A 23,984-nucleotide genomic window follows, 5' to 3' on the forward strand; every position below is an offset into this window, starting at 1 on the left:
ATTCCTTAATTAAAGACAAAACCACCATTTACGGGAATATTCTGTCCAGTCACAAATGAGGACAAATCCGAAAGTAAATAAAGTGCTGTTCCGTTCAGATCCTGTGGTAACTGCTGACGTTGAATGGCACGGCCATTTACATATAAATCATGACGTTCTTGCGGTACATATTCTGTTGCTTCAACCAGCGTCAATCCTGGAGAAAGCGTATTGATACAAATATTAAATGGCCCTAACTCTCTTGCCATCGAACGGGTCATTGCCAGCAAAGCACCTTTACTTGCAACATAAGCCATCAAGTTAGGTGCGCCCCATAAAGCCGTATCCGATGCCACATTAATCACCTTGCCTGCATCGGACTGCTTGAGATATGGCACACATGCTTTGGTGACCAACCACGTCCCTTTGACATTGATGTTCATGACCCGGTCCCATAGATCGGCGTCATAATCCATCAAGCTTTTACCACCCACATTGGTCGCAAGTGCAGCGCAATTCACCAAACCATCTATTCCAGCTAAATGTTCAGCTGCTTGCTGAACAGCCTGTTGAATCGAATCAGCATCAGCCAAGTCAATCGTGACCGCAGTCACCTGTAAACCCTGTGCCTGCAATACTGCTGCTTCTTGTTGCACAAGATCTGTCAAGATATCCGCCATGACCACTTGAGCACCTGCTTCGGCAATGGCCTGTGCAAAGTCTCGTCCCAAGCCTCTTGCTGCGCCTGTAACAAAGACTTTCTTGCCCTGCAACAATGCGACATTAACCATGAACTTGTTCCTGCATTTCAATACGGTTTGAGCTATTCAAGCTCGCAATTTTCTTTAATTGCTTTTCCGCTTCTTTTTTCATTAAACGGCGTAAGCGCGATAAACCGACATCATGTTGATAGAGGAATTCATGTTGACGTGCATTTGGCGCAAGATTTTCTAAAATAACTCGATCTTGTTCCAAGACATCCCAATGCAGTTTTTCTAAATGATTGCGATAAAGAAAACGCCAGACATTACGTTGCCAACCACTGACTTTACGACAACGCCAGAAGAAAACACGGGTATTTTGAGCATCAATCGGTGTGGCATAACCCACAATCCAAAACTCACCGCCTGGACCAAAATCTTTACGATAAGGAATCGAAAGACGCAACCAACTTGCACCGGTATTGGCATATTCAACCCAGTCAAAATTGATCCCTGTTTGCCCTTCTTTTTCAAAGACAAAACCATTTTCAGTGGAGCGGTGTTTCATTTCTGCAGTACGTTCACCGTCCGCCATTGAGTGCGAGGTACAATGCAAATAGGTGCCATGCATTGGGTCCATCACGTTATCAATCGCATATTGATGATTGACCTTCCAATCCGCTTGGCATAGGAATGAACTCCACTCCTCACTCGCCAATTGCTCAGGAAAATCAAGGGGTTTAGCGACTTCATTTGGATCAATCCCAAACCACAGGAAAATTGCACCATGTTGTTCAATCACTGGGTAGCTTTTCACACAGGTTGTGCCTTTCATTGGGCATTCATTTACTGCGGGTACATCTTCAACCTTGCCATCATAGCGAACTTCAACGCCGTGATACCAACATGCAACGCGATTACCTAAGTTCCAGCCTAAAGAAAGACGCGCACCACGGTGCGGACAACGATCTTCTAAAGCATGCACCTGACCTTGGTCATCACGCCAAACCACGATATTTTCACCTAAACGGGTAATACCCACAGGATTGGCTGCGACTTCCCAACTTGCCAGTACCGGATGCCATTGATCACGTAAACCTAAATCTAAATACTCCTCAACACTCGGAGTCACTGTTACTGCTGCATTCATCACTGTTCTTCCTTGAATCAATAACCTAAACGTTGCATTTCTTCAGAAAATGTTTCAGAAGTCCAAAGATCACCAGACTCGCAACGAAAACCTTGTTGATTTAAAGATTGAACCAAATCAGTAAGTTCTGTTACGCCTGAAGAAAAGGCTTGAATTAAATGTTGAACAAAATCCTGCTCATAGACTGTTGGCACTTTATAGCGTGTTTGCCAAACCAGAAGTTCTGGCTGTCCCGGTATTTGAATATTGTTGATCCCTGCTTCGGTCGCTGGCGTGGCATGAATCCAGTTCGCTAGCTTCTCATTAAACGTTTTCATGAGATTCCATCCTTATAAATAAGACTTATAGTTGAATTTGAACGTCCTGCCCTTCAACACGTACGGGATAAGTACACAAATCACGACATCCCGGTCCACTCTTTAGCTCACCTGTTTGAATATCAAAAATTGCCTCATGTAATGGGCATTCCACAGTTTGATCTTCAATAAAACCTTCTGTTAGCAACGCAAAGGCATGTGGGCAAACATTCTCGATCGCAAAATAATTGTCATCGATAAAAAAAACACCAATTTTCTTACCCTCGACTTCTATGGCTTTCGGCTCGTCTTCGGTAATGTCATCTTGCTGACAAACTGAGATCCAACTCATTTTTGCATCCTTATTTGTTTTATATATAAAACTTAATTTAGCATTTAAAACATAATGAATAGCATAAGCTTTGATCATTTTACTTGTCAAATACTATATTTTTATGTTTTTCAATGAATTAATAAAAAGTTATATTTTTAGATGTTTCTTAATCAAAAAAATGTTTTATATATAAACATTGAGATTAGAAAAATTGATGATTACTATAGTGGTATTCCATGTGCAGGAATTGCAAAATAAACATAGGGCAACTTGGCAATGAACTTAATAAATGATGCTCTCTTGGAGCAAAATGCTGAACCCAATAATGATGAACGTTATTTAGTACCGGGTTTGGTGCGTGGCTTAGCCATTTTAAAATTATTTGATCAACAGCATCAGGAAATGACCATTTCTGAAATCGCAGAAAAATTAGATGTAAACCGTTCGAGTGCTTTTCGTTTAATCCACACCTTAGAGTTTTGTGGTTATTTAAGAAAAATGTCGCAAAAGACTTATGCGCTGAACAGCAACGTGATGGAACTTGGTTTTAACAGCTTATCCAAATCATCGCTGACTGATCTGGCTAGCCCCATCATGCGTGAATTACGCGATAAAATTAAAATCGCTGTGCATCTTTCGATTTTAGAAGGCACTGATATTGTCTTTATCAGCAATGCCCAATCTATTGGTTCATTTACCAGTAATGTGCATATTGGTACACGTTGGCATGCCCATGCCACCGTAATTGGACAATTAATTTTATCTCGCCTTTCTGAGGCTGAAGTGATTAAACGCTATGAACATTTTACCGATTGGAAAGTCTATTCTGATCGTACACCACGTGATTTGGCGAGTTTATTAGAACGTTTAAACTATGTCCGCAGTCAGGATTTTATGATCAGTTGGGGGCACTTTAATACCGATATGGCTGCCAGTGCTGCACCTATTTATAGTCAGGCAACTCAAGAAATCGCTGCCGTATTATCTGTAAGCTGCCCATTGAGCACCTATACAGAAGATTTATTTAGAGGTGAAATTTCTCAAAATGTAGTTGAGTATGCTGATAAAATTTCAAAATTTATTTATTTTTAAGCATTGATAAATCTAATTACTTCAATTTGGGCATCGTGAATACAGACCAAATTTTCTAGATATACACGCCAAATAAAAAGTCCTTCTGGTTTTTATTTGGCGATCATTATTATTTTATTTCTTTTCTTCTTTTTTTTGAGGGGGGGCTTAAAATCTCAATGCTCACGCTATGCTTCGTAAAAGAATTACTGAGCGTTTGTTAAGCCTGAATGTTTAAAAGTCGCAAACATCGAGCTGCTTTATAATTCAATTTCTCTGCTGATGATGGCAGAAGCAATTGCTTGAGCAGTAGATTTTACTCCTAAGCACTTTCTTATACTGCGTAAATGATTTTCAACAGTTCTCTCTGAAATTTTTAAAATGTCGGCAATCTCAAAATGCTTTTGACCCACTGCTGCCCATTTTAAAACTTCTTTTTCACGTTTGGTCAGTATTTTTTTATGCGCAATTCTATGCTTTTGTTTATGTAGAATTTCACCAAAAGCAATATTACAAACCATCTGTACTGTGAGTTTAAAATCAGCACCCATATCCGAAATTTCACCCGCAAATGAAATTGCGCCCTCTAAACCTGTTCGACCAAATACGGGAACTTGTATTCCATTGACCTCACCAAGATGCAGAGGGCTTTTGATAATCCGATAGGTTTCTTTTGCAGTTTTTTTATGCGAGCTCTTTGCCCAAAAAAAGGCTTCATCGTATTCAAAAATATGCTTGGTGATTGGGCAGCGGCGTAAATATACTTCACGCTCTTCGATATTGCTGCGATCAACCCAGTTACCATGCACAAAGAAAACCTCATCAATCCATTCATGTTGGTTTTGAGGTGAAACACTACATACAATAATTCGATCAAAATTTAGCTTAGCAGCAAATCCCACCAGAATTTTAAATAGACTTTCGAGGTCACGTGCCTGTCTCAATTGGTGAACAGTCTGGAACAATAAATCGGCCAGTTGATTGCTTGCAAGTCTCATAAAGCCGTCTTCTCACTAAACTGAACGCTTAAAACTAAAATATTGGAGATCAGCAGTAGATCGCCTCTAGATCTCCAATATTGAGATAAAAAATTGCGTCTAAATAGAAACAACGTCTTGATTGATGCTTATACCAATTCAGGATCAGCCAATAAGGTTTCAGCGGCTAACTTACCTAAATTATGCGATGCCAAAGGACTGTCTCCAGTCAGAAGTTTTCGGTCCTTATGGACCTGCCCTGTGATACCTTTATTTAGGATTTTAACGCCTAATTTATCGAGATTTTCACCCACCAACCATTGTAATGGCCCAGGCATATAACCAATTTCAATATTTGCGCCTTTATCTAAAAAGTCAGGAAATACACAAATTTCATAATCTTTAAATATATAGTTTTCTGGTTTTTCATCGACGGCTGCGGCAAGTAAAGCTGCGGGTCCATGACACAGTGTAATCACATATTTATCGTTGTTTATCGCCCATTCTAAAACTTTTTTTACACTTTTACTTTCAGGAATTTTTGCGAGTACACCATGACCACCAGGAATGAAAACCCCTGCATAAGGCGAGTTCCCAGCAATGATCTCGTCCAAAATATCATCAAGCTTTAACGGGTTTTTAAGTTTTTCAGCATACTTTGCATAAGTATCTAAAACTACCTTATCTTCATTCGGCATCGCCCACATTTCCAGCTTGGCAGGATTGCCTGAAAGCGTTGCAATATCAAACTCAAAGCCTGCATTGTCTAAATGAAATACTGGGAGTAACATTTCAACTGGATGATTTCCTGTAGAAAAGAATTTTCCGTTCTGCATTAGGATATAGCGCTCATCCGTTGCAATCATCAGAATTTTTTTGTCGCCACGATATGGGTTGGGATAAGTCGTACCGTCATAATCTGTTTTCGATGCGGTGTACTGGCTTAAAGAATAAGGGGATGGAAAAAATGCATTATCTTCAGCAGTATCTGGTGTAGGTATTTTACTTAGTTCAGTCATTTTTACTCCAAGCGTTCTTATAGAGGATATATTCAACATGCACAGTATATTCTGCCCTAAAAAGATTTTTGAATGAGGGAAAACCCCTATTTCTACAATTTTAAAACATATGCTGAATTCAATTTTTATCAGGCTATCACTGCCAATAAACCCTGCCTTTATTAACATTAAGTATCTGATTTTTATTTAATTAGATTTTAAGAAAATTTTATATTTTCTACGATCAATACTCACCTTCGATACAGAAATACAACGTGGCGATGAAATGGAATACTGGGAGAGATTTTTTAAATGTCGATTGTGTATTGGCTTTGAAACTCAAAATTCCGCTTAAAAAAAATCAATGGCTTTAATGATGAAACTTAACCGTGATCTTAGATTAAGTTTCACCTGATTAGATTAACCCATTATTCTCGTTCACAAACAATGACGAAGTTCATGAATTTAAAACAATAGGTCATCGTTAAATTATTTCCATTCCATCTCACCCGTCAACACTTTAGAGCTTAACTCCAAAGAACTTTCTTCGGCCAAGTTCGGGTATTTTTCTTTTAAAGCAGCAATCACTGATGCTGAATCTTTATGATCTTTTAAAACTTGATCAACATCCACAAGATATTGATAAGTAAAGTCGATTGCTTGAGTTCCTGTTGGAATATCACCAATATAATGTCCAGGAATCACTGCACGAGGGTTTAAACGATTCATTTGTTTTACCGTTTTTCTCCACTCATTACGCTCTTTTTCAGTTTGTGCATCTGCTGTCCACAGATGAATCCCTGAAGATAACCCTACACCACCTAGAATTGTACGATTGCTTGGAACCCAAAGATAAGATGCGTATTTACCCGGTGATTTGATCTCAATTTTTTCACCTTCTAGCACAATGGTTTTATCTTCACTGGCACTCGGTACAATCACTTGAGATGGCGCACCATTTTTTAAGATAGGTCCCCAATAAGCAAACTTGCCTTCTTTGGTTGCTTCAATATGTTTAACAACTTCTGGGGTTGCAATCACTTTTGCATCTGGAAACGCTTGTACCAGTGGCTCTAAACCAAAATAAAAATCTGGATCACCCGCTGTAATCACAATATATTTAAGGTTTTTACCGCTGTCTTGAATGATTTTAACCAAGTTCTTTGCATCGTTAACACTGAATTGCGCATCGACCAGCACTGCATCTTTTTCACCCGAAATAAGTGTAGATGTAACTGGAAAAATGCCTTGTGCTTGTGGGTTATAAACTTTATAGCTTAACTCTGCTGCAAATGCAGAAGCACTCAACATCACTGAACTTGCAAGAAGTGATTTTAAAAATAATTTCATATTGTTGGCTCTCTTTAGAATTAAATTAAGATTTAAGTAGTTGTTGCTCTAAAAAACGTACAAAATCCTCTGATTTATTATAAAAACCATGAAGCGGTATTTTGCCCATTTCACCATGTTGATTTTCATACACCAATGTTGGAAAACCTTGTCCTCGAACATGGGATAATAATTGGCGTGCATGTTGAATATATTCATCTTGTTGATCTTGATCGATCTCAACTAAATATTTTGACCATTGGTCATTATTCAGTCCTAACTCGACAGCAAATTGCGCCAGCACACTATATTGTGTGACATTTAGACCTTTTTGATAGTAGCCCTGTTGTATTAAATTTAATAACGATATCATCGCGCTATGCCCTACCCCCTGCTGAATACTCAGTAAAGCATGAGTTGCAGGGATAGAGTTCATGATCAGTGTGCTGTCTTTAAGCAAACCATTTTTATAATCATCACCAAAATCAACACCTGTGAGTTGATGGATTTGTTCATCATAGTGAATGATCTGTGTTCGCATTGCTGCTGTCATTTGTGGTTGATGATCTTCACTATAAAGTCCACCAAAATGTAGACGTTGTAGATTTGGAAATTTTTCTTCGACTGCATTAATTAAAGGCAGTGCACCATAACTCCAGCCGCAGATCGGGTCGATAATCCAGTGTAGAATTGGAGAAGCCATAAATTAACTCTCATCTATAAATATATGATTCAAAATATGTGAAAAGCCACACAGTTTTGCTGATATTTGTTATAGTAAATAATAAACTTACTTTTTGTAAGTACTTACTAAAAAGTAAGTGTTTTTTAGTCGTGGAAAGTTTATGAATACTGATGAATCTTGTTTAGCCGCAAATGTGTTGTCAAAGAATTGCCCCTCTCGGGTTAAGCTTATGCATTTAACCAATCGTTGGGGCGTTTTGGTCATGTTCTGTTTAAGAAGAGGGACTCACCGTTTTAGTGAGTTAAGACGTAGAATTGATGGCATCAGTGAAAAAATGTTGACTCAAACTTTACGTGATTTGGAAAATGATGGTTTTGTGATTCGTAAGGAATATCCAATTATTCCGCCACATGTAGAATATTCTTTATCTGAAAATAAAGGAGTTGAAGTCGCTGAAAAAATTTATGATTTGGTTCAATGGATTGAACAAAATGAAAATTAACTTGGAATTGTTATAAGTTGTGTCTTTAAGGTTCTTTTTCACTTTTCTTAAGTTTGATATTGAACGATTCAAATGATCATCTTTGAGTGGTGATTTATTGAGTACCTAAGTGATCACTGTTAGGTACTATAAATACTTTAATGAATTATAAGATCATTACAATCAGTAATTTAATTTGACTCTATACTTCATTTACAAATCATTCAATTGCTTCAATTTATAGGTAAAAAATTATAGGAATGACTATTCCCACCATCGTTCTTTAAATTTTTCTGGTTTCTTCGCTTCATAAATTGCGATTAATCCTAATAGACCTGCTGGATTATCTGAGACAAAATCCCACCCATCCTTTTCAGCCCAAAAACTACCTAATTCATCGATCCAAATTTGGTATCCTTTATCAAGTATTGTTTTAAATATTATAGGAAAATCTTCATACCCATCTGATAAATTGATCATTTCTTTTTCTCATACACTGCAATATAGTTTGGCTTTTGAGTTTTTATTAAAGGCAAAACATCACTAAACTCGTATAAATTTAGTCTATCATCTGAAGCAATATTAAGATTCTCTTCATGTACAGTTATTAGTCCTAATAAAGCGCAAATTGTTTCAGCTCTAAAATTCCAACCTTGTTCATTTTTTGCCAAATAAATTTCCAATTCATCATGGTAGGTTATTGAAAAACCTTTATTCTTAATAACCAATTCAGCAATTTCTCCAATTTCATATCTATCATATAAGCAAGCCATTATCTTTCTCCAATTAATTCCATTGCTTCTCTTGGTATACCATTAATAAATAGCACTTCATTCACTCTTTTTGCATCACTATGCGCTTTTTTATCACATTTTGTAGCTTGCAAAACATTATTATGATCAACAAAATTAGATCCCAGTCTTGTTGCTTTGCTCACATTAATTGCTACAACGCCATTTCCACTATTGAAACGGTTTGTACCGGCTTTTGTTTCAGATGCAGATAAATATTTTGTATTTTTTCCTTGGACATGAGATAAAATACATCCTCCCAATCCTTTTGGCGCCAAGTCTAAACCAGCATCATATCTCAATCTATCTTCTACTGATAATGATCTATATACAATTTTATCTTTTAGACCTAAGGGATCAATTTTAAGTAGAGGATTATTAGTATATACATAGGTATTGTAATTACCAAGAATACCTATCGGATCTTTACTTAAAAACCGTCCTACATAAGGCGAGTAATACCGATAGCGGTTATAATGAAGACCTGTCTCTTCATCAAAATACTGACCTTGGAAACGAATATTATTTGAAATAATTTCAGAATTTTCGAAGAAATTAGATTTAACTTTCTCTACTTTACATTCACCCCAAGCCTTATATTGCGCTTTCCAAATGATTGCACCTGTATGATCACTCATTTCCTGTGGTGTACCAAGGTGGTCACAATGGTAGAACCATACATCATCAAAGCCTTTGCTTTGTTTCGTAGTTTTCCATAAAGGATCATGATATTAAATTAGAGGTGCAGCATGACCGATAAAACTCTTTTTAGTTATTATCAATTGGTCAACATTGAACTTAACAATCGCATTGTAATGGCTCCACTAACACGCAACCATACAGAAAAGGGACCTGTTCCAAGTAATTTTGCTGCTGATAAAACCGATTACCCACGTGAGGTCTGTGAGCATGTATTAGCTCATAAACTACCAGATGTGGTAGAGGCTGCTTACCTACGTGGAGCTTATCTTGAGAAACGTAAAGCATTAATGGCGAATTGGGCTGAGTTTTGTAAAATATATATGGCATAAAATTTATGCTTCTACCCTTTTAGATAAAAGCATTGTTGAGTTTATTGCATTTATAAATAGCTAAACTAAAGCAAATAGACTTACACCTGTGATAATCTTATTCATAAAAAAACTCTATAAAATATTCTATATCTTCAACAGCCGCTTGTATTTCTAAATTCGCCCTAACTTCTTTAATAAATCCTTCAACATACCCACCATTCTCTTTTCTAGAATTTAAATTATATTTGTTAATAATTAGCTCTTGAATTAAATTAATTGCCTTTAAGAAACGATATATATCTTTTGAAATAATATGAAGTGTGTCACCTGAAATGCATGCTCCAACTTTTCCAGAATCATTCTCAATATAAACAATATTAGTATCATGCTGTGTTAAAAACACTGTACTATCTCTATCAAATATATCACTAAACATATACTGAATTTCTTGAATTGAATCACTTCCTAGAAAATCATTAATATTTCCTCCAATATCAATATTGAAATCACATTCGGGAATAGAATTTTTATAAATTAAAAATTGATCATTATCTAGCTCACTTTTCTTAATCAAAAATGATGATTCACCGTATATCTTTTGATTATTTATACTAATTTTTTCCAATAAGTTGATAAGATTCATATCTATTCCTAAAAATTAAATTTTACAGCCTTTGTTAAACTGATTAATCATCGTTTCGCGATCAATTAGTCTTCCACACATCCATTTTTCTTTAGCTCCATTAAATTGCTGACCTTCTAAGCCAAAAAAATTATTTTTCTTTATTTTATATTTAATTCTATCACTCCATTCAAAACGCTCAGGAAAAGCATTCATTGAATCAGTTATTGTTTCCCACTCGTCAAAATAATCAAAACTATCATTATTCGCATAATCAATACCTAAATTAGCATCATGAATAATCTTATAATCATTTTCAGTATTGAATTTACTGCTATAAAAATTACCTTTTCCAAAAAACTATAAACTCTATAGCACTTTCTAACACTTGATCCCAAATCTTCATTTATTTTCCTCTCTCATGGTTTTCCATAATAAATCACCCCAATATAAAAAAAAGCTCAATAACTTATCACTGAACTTTGTATAATTTAAAACATATTGGTTCGGTCTTACAATTTATTCATTTGAAAATACTATTAAACGGCCTTCGGGATATTTCCCCTCCCATCCACATGGCCAGCCTCCTGCTAAGTACACTGCAAGTACTTCATTAAAAGAATTATTATCTAGTTTTGTATAATCATTAAAAATAATTTTTGTAAAATCATCATAAATGCTACCAATTAAGTAGGGGATAGCTTCATTTAACTTCGGATCATGAATAACTCTTTCATTAATTTTTTTCTAACAAAGTTAAAAATTTTAGTTGTTAAACCATCAATATCATTATTTTTCTCCATATACAACTCATCCATATTTACAATTTCATCTGATCTAACCATATTCCACTCTTGAAGCTCTACTTGCCCATAGCTTTCTATTCGAAAATTAAAAATATTATCCGTTAATATCGGATCATTAATCTTGAGATATCCGAAGTTTAATTTTGATTCATTTAATGGATTTTTCAAAAAACCACCATTTCCTAAAAAATTTAGAATTAATGAATTAACATTTTCTTCTAATTGCTTACTTATTTAGAATTACACTTAACTTTTTTACCGATCTTAAGTAATTTTCATTACAGCCCATTATCACTTTAAAAAAGATAAAATTAAAAACACTTAGCCGAAAAAAATTATTTTCTAATAATACTCTTAAGCCATAAATAGAAGATTAACTATGAAGTAACTCTACTTTTATCTTATCTAAGTTTTCGCATGGAATTACTACTTTAAAACTACCTACAACTTTGAAAATTTTTTTAAATTTACTTTCTCTTAAACCGTAAGCACAGCAATTTCCTTCTCTCATTTCATACATAAAATCACCAAAATCTGTGGCTGGAATATAGACTCCATTTTTTATACCTAACTGACTCTCTATATCTTCAATTGATAAAAAACATATACCATCACTTTTACTTGAAAAACTATTAAAAAAATTTTCAAAAGGAAAAGTTAATCGAATAGTCTTCCCAAGATATTCATGAGCTATGATTAAACTTACTTCGTTTTCATCACAGCTCAAACTCAATAATTTTGAATCATCGCTATTTTCAATAATTTCTAATACATTCATGGGCAACTTTGAGCCTTTTTATATTTACCATAAAAATCATCAACCATACCTGCATTCTCTATTTTATCTTTCATAAATAAGTGACCTTTCTTTCCTCCTACATCATAGTTCAAATGTGGGAAAGTAGAAGTACCTACACCTTTCCCCCAATCACCATGATTCCAATATACTGACTCTCCTTTAGAATTCTTCCAACCATTCCACTGACCTTTTTCATTATAAGTTTTAACAGCCCCAGGTCCTAACATTTTGGCTCCAGCATTCATCGCATCATTTTTATTATTATACAAATAGTCATCTTTTCTAGCATCATCTGCACTAACTTTTTTACCAGATGCCCCAATACAATTTATTAATTTTTTTGTATTTTTACTTTTTGCATTAACAGGTAAAGTCTTAGTTCTACTCCTTAAGCCTAAAGGATCTATCCATTCTATGGTATTAGGCGCATATACGTATAAATTATAGCCTCCGTCTAGGCTTATAGGATCTTTACTTACAAATCTTCCAACATAAGGCGAGTAATAACGATGCCTATTGTAATGCAGCCCTGTTTCTTGATCCTTGCGCTTCAGACAGAGCAATGCTCTGTCTTTGCTCATGCACCTTGAAAGCGTATGTTATTACTGATGATTTCTGAATTTTCAAAGAAATTTGATTTAGCCTTCTCAGTCTTACACTCACCCCAAGCTTTATATTCAGCTTTCCAAATGATCGAACCTGTATGGTCTGTCATTTCCTGCGGTGTACCCAAATGGTCACAGTGATAGAACCATACATCATCAAGGCCTTTGCTTTCCTTGGTGGTTTCCGATAGCAAATTTTGGCGTACGTTATATGAATTATTAAAATAAAAATAAGCTCGATGAAGCTATCACTGAGCTTTGTATAATTTGAAATAGCTTATCTGATTTTAAATTTTATTGATTAGAAAAAACTACAATTTTCCCTTCAGGTAGATGACCATCCCATCCACACGGAAAACCACCATTTAAATATATTCCTAAAATTTCTTTCCAGATTGTAGGAAAATAGTCATTTGCATAACATTGAAATATTATACCTATATCTCTATACATCAACTCTACTATCAAACAAGCTTCACCAGTTATCCATTTTTCTTTAGCTCCGTTAAAGTCTTGATTTTCGAATCCAAAATATTTTTTTTGTTTTAGTTTATATTTAATCCGATGATTCCATTCAAAGCTTTCTGGAAAAATATCGGGGCTATCAGTCACAGTTTCCCATTCATCAAAATCATCAAAACTATCATTATTCGCATAATCTATCCCTAAATTAGCATCAGAAATAATCTTGTAATCTTTTTCAGTACTAAACTTAGTATTATAAAAATTACCTTTTTCCAAAAAAGATATAAATTCAGCTGCACTTTCTACTACTTGATCCCAAGTCTTCATTTATGTTCCTTTCACATGGTCTCTTATCGTATTAGTGCCTTCATTCCTCTTCAAAAATATCAAATGAATGTAAATTTATATTATCCAAACTCGCTAATTGTTTTTTCATAAATTCATACTTACTTTGTTTTTCTTTATTTTTCCCATTGAAAAAACTTAACTTTAAAATAGTTAAAATTTCACTATCAATTATTTGATAATTATCATCAGTCAACTTATTATTTAATAATTTAAAATGATCACAAAACAATCCCTCATATGAGTAGTATTCACCTAAGTAATCACTACTATGTTTAATAAAAGAGATATCAAATTTATTTTGAAAAATTTCAGCCAAATCAAATATTTTAAGTTTTGAAGTATATATTAAAAAAAAGCTTTTTTTCACCTTATACCTTCCTTTCTGTTTTTTAAACCCTTATTCAATTGCTTTGATTTCTCACCACTAAAACTATCAAATTTTTTTAAATTTAATTCAATATCAATTAACGATCTCGATCTATTTTCATACTAATTAATAAAATATTTTCAATCAAATAAAATTATTAATATTAAATCAATTGCTATTTAAGATATCTAACATAATCTGATTTTAAAATTTCATTTAACATATCTTCATACTCATTATACCTCTCATTAAAATAAATAAAGAAATCATCCAAACTGTTAAATTCTCTACAATCATATATATCGTATAAATCTAAAGCATCACCATACTTCCCCAAATACCTAGAGAATGTAAAATTAATATTATTATTATTTTTTTTTAAAAATAAATCTAAGACATATTCATTATTATTGGTATTATCTACATTTGAAATCAATATAGGGTTTTTTTTCAAAAACAACTTTTCAAGGCTATCATAAAATTCACTCATTAAAGTTACCTCTTTATTTTCTAACAGGACAATTTTTAGGTGGTTCTACAAAAATATCAACTTTTTTACCTTCAGGTGTAAATATATTGATATGTGGAATAGTTTTGTGAGGATGGCCATCTGGTAAAGACTCATGTCCAAATAAGACACCTGTCAATGGATTAAGTTTATAATCCATATGATATGAAGCCCTATTTGTTGAGTTTTGTCTATTTTGTTTAAAAGCTTTTTTATCTTTTGCTGTTTTTTCAGATGATTTGTCGCTAGCCCCAGCCGATTTTTGTGCATCAGGGAAAGCTCCAAATAAAATTGCACCAGCTTCTTTATATGAACAGGCTGTTACACTACGACCAGCGCGTACTTCAGCAATTTTCTTAAGCGTATTTACAGGACTTAAGCCAAACGGATCTGTCCAACCTATACTATTCGCAGCATATTGATAAAGATTAAACCCACCATTGTGTTTTATAGGATCCTTACTTACAAATCTCCCTACATAAGGCGAGTAATAACGATAACGGTTATAGTGTAAACCCGTCTCTAAATCGAAATACTGCCCTTGAAAACGAATGTTGTTGCTGATGATTTCAGAGTTTTCAAAGAAACTGGATTTAGCTTTTTCAGACTTACCACTTCGAGCATAGCTCTCGTCTTGCGCTCGTGCAAAGCGTTGCTTTGCTGACACGAGCTCACCCCATGCCTTATATTGCGCCGTCCAAATGATTGCACCTGTATGGTCACTCATTTCTTGCGGTGTACCTAAATGGTCACAATGATAGAACCATACGTCATCAAAGCCTTTGCTTTGCTTGGTGGTTTTCGATAGCAAATTTTGGCGTACGTTATATGAATCATTAAAATAAAAATAAGCTCAATGAAGCTATCATTGAGCTTTGTATAATTTGAAATAACTTATCTGATTTTAAATTTTATTGATTAGAAAAAACTACAATTTTCCCTTCAGGTAGATGACCATCCCATCCACACGGAAAACCACCATTTAAATATATTTCTAAAATTTCTTTCCAGATTGTAGGAAAATAGTCATTTGCATAACATTGAAATATTATACCTATATCTCTATACATTAACTCTACTATCAGACAAGCTTCACCCGTTATCCATTTTTCTTTAGCTCCGTTAAAGTCTTGATTTTCAAATCCAAAATAATTTTTTTGTTTTAATTTATATTTAATCCGATCGTTCCATTCAAAGCTTTCTAGAAAAATATCGGGGGGATCAGTCACAGTTTCCCATTCATCAAAATCATCAAAACTATCATTAGTCGCATAATCTATCCCTACATTAGCATCAAAAATAATCTTGTAATCTTTTTCAGTACTAAACTTAGTATTATAAAAATTACCTTTTTCCAAAAAAGATATAAATTCAGCTGCACTTTCTACTACTTGATCCCAAGTCTTCATTTATGTTCCTTTCACATGGTCTCTTATCATATTAGTGCCTTCATTCCTCTTCAAAAATATCAAATGAATGTAAATTTATATTATTCAAACTCGCTAATTGTTTTTTCATAAATTCATACTTACTTTGTTCTTCTTTATTTTTTCCATTAAAAAAACCCAATTTCAAAATAGTTTCTATTCCACCGTCATTTATTTGCAAATCACCATCAGGTAACTTATTTTTCAATATTTTAAAATTATCACAAAATAATCCCTCATAAGAGTAATAATTTCCCAAATAATCGCTGCTATGTTCAATAAAAGAAATATCAAATTTTTTTCAAAAATTTCAGCCAAATCAAATACTTTAAGTTTTGAAGCATACGTTAAAAAAAACTTTTTTTCATATTACACCTTGTACACAGAAGTAAAAATCATTACTTTCTAAACCTTCATTTGAATATTTCATATGTTATTATTTCAGAAATAAGATCCTATTTAAACTTCAAAGATTTCTCTTATATAATTCTATTAAACCAATTTTTCTATCCATTTCAACATTTTCATCTTTATTAAATTTTTTTCAAAAACAAAATAATTAATAGCACCATTAAAAAATCAATCAAATCAAATTCTTTCTTTAAATAAACCATATTTTCTGATGTAATTTCAAGACTAATAATATTTTTTTTAATTTTTACCAAAACAAAACGTATATCCTGCGAAGGAAAGCCAATATCATAAACTCCTTTTTCAAAAAAATCATTAAATCCATCAGCAATAAATCCCCAAAACCAATTAATATCATCTACAATTTCTGATCCAAAAATTTCCTTCCCATAATAAAAAATTATGATTTTTCCTTGCACATAGTCCCAATCAAGACTCTTTATTTGATGAGATAAAGTAAAATCATTGATATCTACATAATTTTCATTAATTTTAATGAGTGACTTAAATTCAATCATACTGCCTCTTAATAAAATTGCCCTCTTCGCCCACGATTCGACCCAGAAAAAATGTAAAGCCTTGGAAAGATACAAAAGTTCATTCGCGAAAGCGAAATGAACTACTTTGGACGGTTAAACGTTTCGGCAGGACACTATGAAAAAATGGTCAGGTTATTATCATCGAAGTTTGGTTAAAACCAAGATCATGATTATTAAGCACTATTAATCCTTAGGCTATAATTATATTAACAATTTAGACTAGCTTTCAAAAAAAAGATAGTTTTCTCTGAATCCATATTTAAACTTAATATATTTCAAAGCAGCCACATAACTAAATTGGCTTAATTTAAAAATGAGCTCAATTAAATCAGGCATATCAAAATTTTTATTAACAATATATATTTCTGCTTTATTTAAGCTATATATTTCCAAAAAAATACCAGTATCAGTATTCTTAATATTAAAGCATGGTGAATCAGCCAAGTCTTCTTGTTGAACAATAATAACTTCTTTATCCATTAAATTCTCACTATTCAAAAATGGATTCAGTTTAACACCATCTTCTTTGTTGAAATCTTCACCAGCTAAAATATAATAAAATTTATTAGACTCTGTTTGATATTTAAACTTTTTCCAAGGCTTATTTTTCATTAGTATTTTTTTCCATTAACGATTAAACCCTTCTTATATAACAAATGCACATTCTCTACTCCTCCTAGCTTATTCCAAGCATTCAAATGAGATGGTATTTCGGTTTTACCATTTTTATCATTAAATGAATGACCTGGTGAATCATCTCGCCAACCAGAGCAAGGATTATCTCCTCCACTATTCTTTCCGATTACACCATTACTATTACTCCATGTTCTCGGTCCACCTCGATAGTCTTGCCTACGTGTCGTTTTCGGTGCACTTGATAAGTTACCAGCAATTTCTGATGCTGCTTGCTTCGCTGCTTTATGTGACGGCATCTCATAATAATCAGATGTGATATGTTTTCCACCATATTTTTTTACAATCGCATCAACATTAACTTTTTTATTCAATTTGCATGCTGACAACCCTAAGGGATCCATCCAATCTATTGGATTTTGAGTATATTGATAATTATTATTCCCTCCCAACAACCCAATCGGATCTTTACTTACAAACCGCCCCACATAAGGTGAATAATACCGATAACGGTTATAATGCAACCCTGTCTCTTGATCAAAATATTGACCTTGAAAACGGATATTATTTGAAATAATTTCTGAGTTTTCAAAGAAGTTAGATTTCACTTTTTCAGACTTACCACTTCGAGCATAGCTCTCGTCTTGCGCTCGTGCAAAGCGTTGCTTTGCTGACACGAGCTCACCCCATGCCTTATATTGCGCCTTCCAAATGATTGCACCTGTATGGTCACTCATTTCCTGTGGTGTACCTAAGTGGTCACAGTGGTAGAACCATACATCATCAAAGCCTTTACTTTTCTTGATGGTTTTCCATATAGGATCACGATAAATACTATAAGGTTTATCACTCCAATCTACACTGTGATGTACGTCTACCTCACCCAAATAAACCGCTTGAACTAAAGGAATAAAGCTGCCTTTTTCATAAATATAATGTTTAGTGAAATCTTCAGTGGATTCAAAAGCGACTGTGTCACCATCCCACCCATAAATTACATTCTGTTCAGCACCTGTATGATGATGTTTACTGCGTTTTTGAATACGACGACCTAGCGCATCGTAACGATACTCAACTGTATATTCAGCATTACAGCTTTTCATCAAACGACCAAATACATCCCACTCAAGATTTAAATCACCTTGTCTCGTTTTTTGTCGAATTAGTTGACCATTGGCATCATATTGGTATTGAATGGAAAAAATATTATTTGAAATAATTTGACTTAAATAAATATGAATTACTTATAAAAACTTAATAAATGTATTTATACAATTTTCATCAGTAATGTTTAATAATTCCCCAGTCAAATTATCCTTAAAGTCATTTAATACTTCGTAATCATCATTAAGTATTTTTTTATTGTAAGTAATATAAAACAATTGTACATAACAATCTAATATAGCTATAAACTCCTCAAAATTTTTGGCTAAGGGTTCTAATTCTATTTTTCCAACCCCATGTTTAGCAATTTTTACTTTATAATCAGTAGTTGAACTATAAAAAATTGGATTAGCTATAATATCCCCTAAAACGTATAAACTCAGATCATTTGAATACACATCTTGCATATCATAAATATCATAAATACCATATAAGGTAATATTCTCAGCCGACCAATCAAATATAAGACTATCTGAACCAACAGCATTTACAAAACTTAAAAAATCAGATGGTAATTCAATATTAACTTTTTTTCCTTCTGTAATTTTATCAAATTCAGCATATTTCTTTAAATTGTCTAAACTCATAATTTACATCCTTTTTTATCCATTTTGTCTTTTGCTAGATTGTATTGCCTCATCATTTCCGCCCTATCAATTAGTCTTCCAGTTGTTGGATTAGTCCATTTGCCTGTGGTTTCAGTTTGACTGTTTCTGTGTCCTTGTAAACCATTTTTGTGTTCCCCACCATTTGGAGAGTTAGTTAAGAATACAATATTTCTAGGATCTCCCTCCCATTCAGGTGCAGAAGCAGCATTATTTATATGATGACCTGTATAACCTTTAACCTTACCAGTAGTTTTTAATTCAGTTTTTTGAGCTTCTGTCCAATTAGTTGTACCATAGCCTGTCAATGTAACTAGTTGCTTCTCTAAAGCCCAAGCTCTGTTTATACCACTTGTATAACTACCAGCTAAAGGAGTAACTTTATCCTTTTTGTATCGAACTATATCTACCTTTATTGGACAAGCACTTAACCCATAAGGATCAATCCACGCAACAGGATTTGGTGCATAAGCATAAACATTGTGCCCACCCAACAACCCAATCGGGTCTTTACTAACAAACCTTCCTACATAAGGTGAATAATACCTATAACGGTTATAGTGAAGTCCCGTTTCTTCATCGAAATACTGCCCTTGGAAGCGAATGTTGTTGCTTATAATTTCTGAGTTCTCAAAGAAATTAGATTTGTTTTTCTCAGCTCTACACTCACCCCATGCCTTATATTGCGCCTTCCAAATGATTGCACCTGTATGGTCACTCATTTCCTGTGGTGTACCTAAGTGGTCACAGTGGTAGAACCATACATCATCAAAGCCTTTGCTTTTCTTGGTGGTTTTCCATATAGGATCACGATAAATACTATAAGGTTTATCTGTCCAATCAAGTGTTTGGTGTAGTTCTATTGAGCTTTGATAAACCGCCTGTAACATTGGTACAAAGCTGTCCTTTTCGTATATATAATGTTTGGTGTAATCTTCAGTAGATTCAAAAGCAACTGTATCTCCATCCCATCCATAAAACACATTCTGTTCAGCACCTGTATGATGGTGCTTACTACGTTTCTGAATACGACGACCTAGCGCATCGTAACGATACTCAGCTGTATATTCAGCATTACGGCTTTTCATCAAACGACCAAATACATCCCACTCAAGATGTAAATCACCCTGAGCGTTCTTTTGTCGAACGAGCTGCCCAAATTCATCATACTGATATTGTTGTTCTAAATATTCTTTGACGACATTATTGACCAGACGGTTATAGCCATAATGTCCTTCTTCTGTATTTTGCTTAGATGACTTATCAGAAGCCATATTGTAAGGGTCGATAATATTGTTGGCTGGGTCAAAACGGAATGTTTCCTTGCCTAGTTTGCTCGTTGCGTCCAATAAACGTCCTACAGGGTCATATTTGTAGTTAATATTCCCGCGACGTGTATCTTGAATACCTGTGAGCTGTCCTGTTTTATTGTACTGATATAAACGCTGAATCAGTTGCTGGGTTTCATTGATTGCATTATTTTGCTGTTGGGTAGGAGATTGATAACCAAATTCATGACCATTGACAATTCTTTGCTGTGTTAAGCGTCCAATATCATCATATTTCTGTTCTTGGCTAATTCCATTGGCATAGTGCCGTGCGGTTTCTCTGTGTAAATCATCACGCTCAAAGCTAACAACATCTTCACCATTCAAGATCAGGCTTTGAATATGACCACTGCCATAAGTGAGCCAGTCGATATTTTGCCCATCAGGTCGAATCGTCTGAATCCGCACATTCAGCTCATCGTAAGTATGTTTCCACACGGCTGTTTTATTGGTTTTTAAATCCTGATGATGTTCACGGATTTGATTACCAACCGCATCATAGAACCAGTGTGCAGCACTGTCTGCATTTCTTGCTAAGACAAGTTGCCCATTGCTGTCATAGGCAAACTCTTCTATTTGTTGCTGTTCAACTTCATGAGAGTCGTAGCCATAACCTGCAGTACGCTGTTCAAGTCGTCCCATGCTGTCAAATACAAATTGCTGTATCCTGTCTTTCTGTGCAACACGGTCTTTTAAATCCTGACCATAAGCAGATGCAACTTCGATACTGGTTGTCAGTTGTTTAGTTCTGTCATCGTATTTATAGACTGTTTCTTTTCCATCGAAATCAATTTCTTTCAGCAAACGCCCCATGACGTCATAGAAGAACTGGTAACTTGCACCATTTTCATTAATTAACCTCTGCAGGCGACCAAGCTGATCCCATTTGTACTTAAGCTTATGACCTAATGCATCTGTTCGCACAGTGATTAGACCCGACTCATCATACTCGTATCGGGTTTGTTGTTGATTTGGATCAAGGTGCGCAAGTAACCGCCCTTCGGCATCATGTACAAAATGTTCTTCAGTGCCATCAGCATGTTTGATTTTTTCAAGTTGCCCTAAAGCATTTAATGGAACACCTTTAATAATGGCCGTTCTTTGTTCAAGGCCTGATCCAGAATAAAAGTATTCAACTTTTTGTTTTAATGCATTCTCGGCAAACTTAACCCGACCACGCTCATCATATCCCCATTTGGTTTCTTTGCCTGAACAATCCTGATAACTGAGTAAATTACCCTGTGCATCATATTTAAATGATTTCGAGCCACCTTTGGCATCAATAATACTGGTCGGTAATCCTTGAGCACTATAACTGTATAAAGTTTCACGCTGTAAGGGATCTATTTCTTTGATCAGCTGATCTTTATTATTATATTCATTTTTCCAGATAGCTCCTTCAGCATTTTTAATTTCTACTGGATTACCATTTTCATATTTATATTCGACTGAACTGCCATCGGGATTGATAGATTCTAATAAATCACCCTGATCGTTATACCGATAAATATAGACTTCGCCAGTCGTTGTAAAGTGCTGAGTGATTTTTGAATTACTATCACGGATAAACCATTCTTCTAGTTCATCAGGGTAAACAATACGATAATTATAACCATCAATATCATAATGATACTGAGTTACATTACCCTCGCCATCAATTACTAAGGTACAACGCTTATCATCTAGCCATGCTAAAGATAATTCTTGGCTACCGTCATCTGCCCATTCATGAAATGCTCTGGCTTCATATGTTTCACCATCCCATTCTAGATTTATTGCTCGATTGGTTAAGTCCGTATAACGGGTAAGTAAATGTTTATGATAAGAATAGTGATAATTCGCATGATCTCGAGTGGTTGCCTGTATTAAATCACCTTGCTGATCATAAGAATAACTTGCTATATCCGAGCGCTTACCATCTTTGTTGAGAATCAGCTTTTCAATTTTTTGATTTGAATTTTTTATGCATTCAATATAACAGTCCAGTTTTTTATCATTAAAAAACTCGATCTTATTTAATATACCTTCTTCATGCCCAATAAGTATGGTGCTTTGATCAGGTTTTACAATTGCTTTCAGAATGTAGTGATCTTTATATTTTTCAAATAAATATTGTTCCTTATTTTTATACTCAATGACCAAACTATTACCAAGATTGGTAATATACAAATTTTCAGCAACAGATAAATAAGTTGTATTTTCAGCGAGTTTAGGAAGATGAATAATTCGCCCTGTCTCATCGACAAATAAAAATTTGTCATCTTCAACAAAAATTTTCAGTGTCCAAGGTGTAAGCCATCTTGCACCAAACTCACTCTTATCATAGCCTTCCAAATTAGAAGCGTAGCTTCGAGTTTGGAAAATTCCTCTTGTTGAAAATATGTCAGCATCAAGATGAGTGAGAGATTCAACACCAGTTATAAAACTAATACTTTTTTTACTTGCGACAGCCCCACCACAATTACATGGATTTGGATCTTTTTTAGGTTTTGTAACTTTTGATTTACTTTCCAGAGGCGCCGCTGGTGTGACGCTTTTAACTTGTGTTGTTGTGTTTGGCTTTACAGCACCACCTTTTGGTCTTCTTTTTAATACTGATTTTAATATTTCAATAAATTTTAATAGATATGTCTTTGCTTTTGCCTTAATTGCTTGAGCAGCTTTTGCACCAAATGTTTTTATTTTAGTTGCAACTGCTAAAAGTGCCGCTTTCCCGGCTGCCCCCAATCTTGCCAAGATTTTTTGTAAAACTTGATTTGCAACTTGTCCCACTTGCGCTGAGGCAGATAAGGTGAGTGCTTTAAACAAGTTATCAAAGGTATTTTTAGGATCTCGGATTAAACTACCTGTAGTCACCTTGCTAAAACTTTTCTGTGCATCTTTTTGAGCATTTGCAATCGCTATAGGGTTAACAGCCTGACCATTTGCAATATTGATTAAGCCCGATGAAAAATCATTAGATATTTTCATCGCATAATCCGAACAGCCATTGATTAAAGTATCAATTTGCCCTGTCGCTTTATCTACGAAAGGTTGTATTTGACCCGCAAGAGCATCATTTAAACTAGCTTGTATTGCACTTTCCACAGCCAAAGCTAAAGTTGTTTTACCTGTAGATACTGCATTTCTTGCCGCCATGACCATCGGCCTTAGGGTCATACGAGCTGTATTCATTCCTGGAGGGACTGGAATAACACCAATCAAATTAATACAAAGATCTACCCAATCTAATATGGCCGGATTTGGATTGTTAACCAAATTGATAATACCTTCGACCACATCAACAAGAGCAATAATATTACCGACTACAGGAATAACGCCTGCAACTTGAGCAAGAGTATTTAAATCAAAATCAGGACTAATATTTTGTTTTAGCCAATCATTGATGCTATTTCGACTTGATACAATATCTTGAGGTGCAATACTTTGAAGTGGGGCAACCACTACTTGTGTTTTTAAACTATTTGCTAATGTTACTATTGCTTGTTTTTGTTCTGGAGTTTGGTTTCCTGGCTTTGAAGGAACCATGCCTAATAGACCCATGTTTTATTC

The 23,984-nt window shown here is 34.4% G+C and carries 25 protein-coding genes and 6 pseudogenes; 4 read left to right on the top strand and 27 right to left on the bottom strand.

The window, feature by feature from the left end:
• Positions 1 to 5 precede the first annotated feature (5 nt).
• From ACG916_RS13400 to ACG916_RS13415, 4 genes are read right to left on the bottom strand one after another with little or no spacing between them, the layout of a single operon-like run.
• On the bottom strand, positions 6 to 770 hold the full coding sequence (locus ACG916_RS13400) for an SDR family oxidoreductase (protein WP_419300929.1): 765 nt from the start codon (positions 768 to 770) through the stop codon (positions 6 to 8).
• Entirely contained in the window at positions 763 to 1,830 is a 1,068-nt protein-coding gene (locus ACG916_RS13405; protein ID WP_419327091.1) for a Rieske 2Fe-2S domain-containing protein, read from the bottom strand. The genes ACG916_RS13400 and ACG916_RS13405 overlap by 8 nt, the downstream gene beginning before the upstream one ends.
• 17 nt (positions 1,831 to 1,847) lie before the next feature.
• Entirely contained in the window at positions 1,848 to 2,147 is a 300-nt protein-coding gene (locus tag ACG916_RS13410; protein ID WP_419327090.1) for a recombinase-like helix-turn-helix domain-containing protein, read from the bottom strand.
• Between the two features lie 25 nt (positions 2,148 to 2,172).
• Positions 2,173 to 2,478 (bottom strand): non-heme iron oxygenase ferredoxin subunit, encoded by a 306-nt coding sequence (locus tag ACG916_RS13415; protein WP_034615827.1) that lies wholly within the window; start codon positions 2,476 to 2,478, stop codon positions 2,173 to 2,175.
• A gap of 258 nt (positions 2,479 to 2,736) precedes the next feature.
• On the opposite strand from ACG916_RS13415, the gene ACG916_RS13420 reads away from it, so the two are divergent.
• Positions 2,737 to 3,552: an IclR family transcriptional regulator gene (locus tag ACG916_RS13420; RefSeq protein WP_315074445.1), complete on the top strand. Its 816-nt coding sequence runs from the start codon at positions 2,737 to 2,739 to the stop codon at positions 3,550 to 3,552.
• Positions 3,553 to 3,791: 239 nt separating this feature from the next.
• Here the strand turns inward: ACG916_RS13420 and ACG916_RS13425 are convergent, their stop codons facing one another.
• The 4 genes from ACG916_RS13425 to ACG916_RS13440 form a co-directional block, all read right to left on the bottom strand.
• Complete coding sequence (locus tag ACG916_RS13425; protein ID WP_419327089.1) at positions 3,792 to 4,529, bottom strand: PA1136 family autoinducer-binding transcriptional regulator; 738 nt, start codon at positions 4,527 to 4,529, stop codon at positions 3,792 to 3,794.
• A gap of 128 nt (positions 4,530 to 4,657) precedes the next feature.
• On the bottom strand, positions 4,658 to 5,527 hold the full coding sequence (gene hchA, locus ACG916_RS13430) for a glyoxalase III HchA (RefSeq protein WP_166781975.1): 870 nt from the start codon (positions 5,525 to 5,527) through the stop codon (positions 4,658 to 4,660).
• A 468-nt stretch (positions 5,528 to 5,995) separates the two neighbouring features.
• Positions 5,996 to 6,856 carry a Vmh family MBL fold metallo-hydrolase gene (locus ACG916_RS13435; RefSeq protein ID WP_419327088.1) on the bottom strand — a complete coding sequence of 287 codons (861 nt, stop codon included), beginning with the start codon at positions 6,854 to 6,856 and terminating at the stop codon, positions 5,996 to 5,998.
• Between the two features lie 25 nt (positions 6,857 to 6,881).
• Complete coding sequence (locus ACG916_RS13440; RefSeq protein WP_419327087.1) at positions 6,882 to 7,538, bottom strand: DsbA family protein; 657 nt, start codon at positions 7,536 to 7,538, stop codon at positions 6,882 to 6,884.
• 142 nt (positions 7,539 to 7,680) lie between these two features.
• Between ACG916_RS13440 and ACG916_RS13445 the strand changes: the two genes are divergently transcribed.
• Entirely contained in the window at positions 7,681 to 8,022 is a 342-nt protein-coding gene (locus ACG916_RS13445; protein ID WP_004717650.1) for a winged helix-turn-helix transcriptional regulator, read from the top strand.
• A gap of 243 nt (positions 8,023 to 8,265) precedes the next feature.
• On the opposite strand, the gene ACG916_RS13450 is transcribed toward ACG916_RS13445, so the two are convergent.
• From ACG916_RS13450 to ACG916_RS13460, 3 genes and pseudogenes are all read right to left on the bottom strand, one after another.
• Positions 8,266 to 8,481: a hypothetical protein gene (locus ACG916_RS13450; RefSeq protein ID WP_151956927.1), complete on the bottom strand. Its 216-nt coding sequence runs from the start codon at positions 8,479 to 8,481 to the stop codon at positions 8,266 to 8,268.
• Positions 8,478 to 8,774 carry a hypothetical protein gene (locus ACG916_RS13455; RefSeq protein ID WP_419327086.1) on the bottom strand — a complete coding sequence of 99 codons (297 nt, stop codon included), beginning with the start codon at positions 8,772 to 8,774 and terminating at the stop codon, positions 8,478 to 8,480. Before ACG916_RS13455 ends, ACG916_RS13450 begins: the two co-directional genes overlap by 4 nt.
• Before the next feature lie 347 nt (positions 8,775 to 9,121).
• Positions 9,122 to 9,523: pseudogene (locus ACG916_RS13460) on the bottom strand (RHS repeat domain-containing protein); the annotation flags it as partial.
• Positions 9,524 to 9,655: 132 nt separating this feature from the next.
• Between ACG916_RS13460 and ACG916_RS13465 the strand changes: the two are divergent.
• Positions 9,656 to 9,823: pseudogene (locus ACG916_RS13465) on the top strand (tyrosine-type recombinase/integrase); the annotation flags it as partial.
• Between the two features lie 97 nt (positions 9,824 to 9,920).
• On the opposite strand, the gene ACG916_RS13470 reads toward ACG916_RS13465, so the two are convergent.
• From ACG916_RS13470 to ACG916_RS13525, 12 genes and pseudogenes are all read right to left on the bottom strand, one after another.
• Positions 9,921 to 10,448, bottom strand: coding sequence for a hypothetical protein (locus ACG916_RS13470; protein ID WP_419327085.1), 528 nt, complete (start codon positions 10,446 to 10,448; stop codon positions 9,921 to 9,923).
• A gap of 15 nt (positions 10,449 to 10,463) precedes the next feature.
• The gene (locus ACG916_RS13475; protein ID WP_419327084.1) at positions 10,464 to 10,643 is read right to left on the bottom strand and encodes a hypothetical protein; all 180 of its coding nucleotides are present in this window, start codon (positions 10,641 to 10,643) and stop codon (positions 10,464 to 10,466) included.
• Positions 10,644 to 11,134: 491 nt separating this feature from the next.
• Positions 11,135 to 11,401: a hypothetical protein gene (locus tag ACG916_RS13480; RefSeq protein WP_419327083.1), complete on the bottom strand. Its 267-nt coding sequence runs from the start codon at positions 11,399 to 11,401 to the stop codon at positions 11,135 to 11,137.
• A gap of 205 nt (positions 11,402 to 11,606) precedes the next feature.
• The gene (locus tag ACG916_RS13485) at positions 11,607 to 12,011 is read right to left on the bottom strand and encodes a hypothetical protein (protein WP_151803476.1); all 405 of its coding nucleotides are present in this window, start codon (positions 12,009 to 12,011) and stop codon (positions 11,607 to 11,609) included.
• A 398-nt stretch (positions 12,012 to 12,409) separates the two neighbouring features.
• A pseudogene (locus ACG916_RS13490) lies at positions 12,410 to 12,882 on the bottom strand (RHS repeat domain-containing protein); the annotation flags it as partial.
• 49 nt (positions 12,883 to 12,931) lie between these two features.
• Positions 12,932 to 13,429 carry a hypothetical protein gene (locus tag ACG916_RS13495; RefSeq protein WP_419327082.1) on the bottom strand — a complete coding sequence of 166 codons (498 nt, stop codon included), beginning with the start codon at positions 13,427 to 13,429 and terminating at the stop codon, positions 12,932 to 12,934.
• Between the two features lie 40 nt (positions 13,430 to 13,469).
• Complete coding sequence (locus tag ACG916_RS13500) at positions 13,470 to 13,817, bottom strand: hypothetical protein (RefSeq protein ID WP_419327081.1); 348 nt, start codon at positions 13,815 to 13,817, stop codon at positions 13,470 to 13,472.
• A 175-nt stretch (positions 13,818 to 13,992) separates the two neighbouring features.
• Entirely contained in the window at positions 13,993 to 14,307 is a 315-nt protein-coding gene (locus tag ACG916_RS13505; RefSeq protein ID WP_419327080.1) for a hypothetical protein, read from the bottom strand.
• A 367-nt stretch (positions 14,308 to 14,674) separates the two neighbouring features.
• Positions 14,675 to 15,154: pseudogene (locus ACG916_RS13510) on the bottom strand (RHS repeat domain-containing protein); the annotation flags it as partial.
• 82 nt (positions 15,155 to 15,236) lie between these two features.
• Complete coding sequence (locus ACG916_RS13515; protein ID WP_419327079.1) at positions 15,237 to 15,734, bottom strand: hypothetical protein; 498 nt, start codon at positions 15,732 to 15,734, stop codon at positions 15,237 to 15,239.
• A 40-nt stretch (positions 15,735 to 15,774) separates the two neighbouring features.
• Positions 15,775 to 16,011 carry a hypothetical protein gene (locus ACG916_RS13520; protein ID WP_353161409.1) on the bottom strand — a complete coding sequence of 79 codons (237 nt, stop codon included), beginning with the start codon at positions 16,009 to 16,011 and terminating at the stop codon, positions 15,775 to 15,777.
• 274 nt (positions 16,012 to 16,285) lie between these two features.
• Positions 16,286 to 16,681: a hypothetical protein gene (locus tag ACG916_RS13525; RefSeq protein WP_353161406.1), complete on the bottom strand. Its 396-nt coding sequence runs from the start codon at positions 16,679 to 16,681 to the stop codon at positions 16,286 to 16,288.
• A gap of 35 nt (positions 16,682 to 16,716) precedes the next feature.
• Between ACG916_RS13525 and ACG916_RS13530 the strand changes: the two are divergent.
• Positions 16,717 to 16,880, top strand: a pseudogene (locus ACG916_RS13530) (IS5/IS1182 family transposase); the annotation flags it as partial.
• 41 nt (positions 16,881 to 16,921) lie between these two features.
• Here ACG916_RS13530 and ACG916_RS13535 read toward each other — a convergent pair.
• The 4 genes and pseudogenes from ACG916_RS13535 to ACG916_RS13550 all read right to left on the bottom strand — a co-directional run bounded on the left by ACG916_RS13535 (position 16,922) and on the right by ACG916_RS13550 (position 23,975).
• Positions 16,922 to 17,314, bottom strand: a complete 393-nt coding sequence (locus ACG916_RS13535) for a hypothetical protein (protein ID WP_056513207.1) — start codon at positions 17,312 to 17,314, stop codon at positions 16,922 to 16,924.
• Positions 17,315 to 17,706: 392 nt separating this feature from the next.
• Positions 17,707 to 18,528, bottom strand: a pseudogene (locus ACG916_RS13540) (RHS repeat domain-containing protein); the annotation flags it as partial.
• Between the two features lie 51 nt (positions 18,529 to 18,579).
• Positions 18,580 to 19,086: a hypothetical protein gene (locus ACG916_RS13545; RefSeq protein ID WP_419330112.1), complete on the bottom strand. Its 507-nt coding sequence runs from the start codon at positions 19,084 to 19,086 to the stop codon at positions 18,580 to 18,582.
• On the bottom strand, positions 19,083 to 23,975 hold the full coding sequence (locus tag ACG916_RS13550; protein ID WP_419327078.1) for an RHS repeat-associated core domain-containing protein: 4,893 nt from the start codon (positions 23,973 to 23,975) through the stop codon (positions 19,083 to 19,085). Before ACG916_RS13550 ends, ACG916_RS13545 begins: the two co-directional genes overlap by 4 nt.
• Between the last annotated feature and the right edge of the window lie 9 nt (positions 23,976 to 23,984).

It is taken from the genome of Acinetobacter legionensis, from assembly GCF_048552295.1.
In the GTDB taxonomy this organism is placed as follows: Bacteria; Pseudomonadota; Gammaproteobacteria; order Pseudomonadales; family Moraxellaceae; genus Acinetobacter.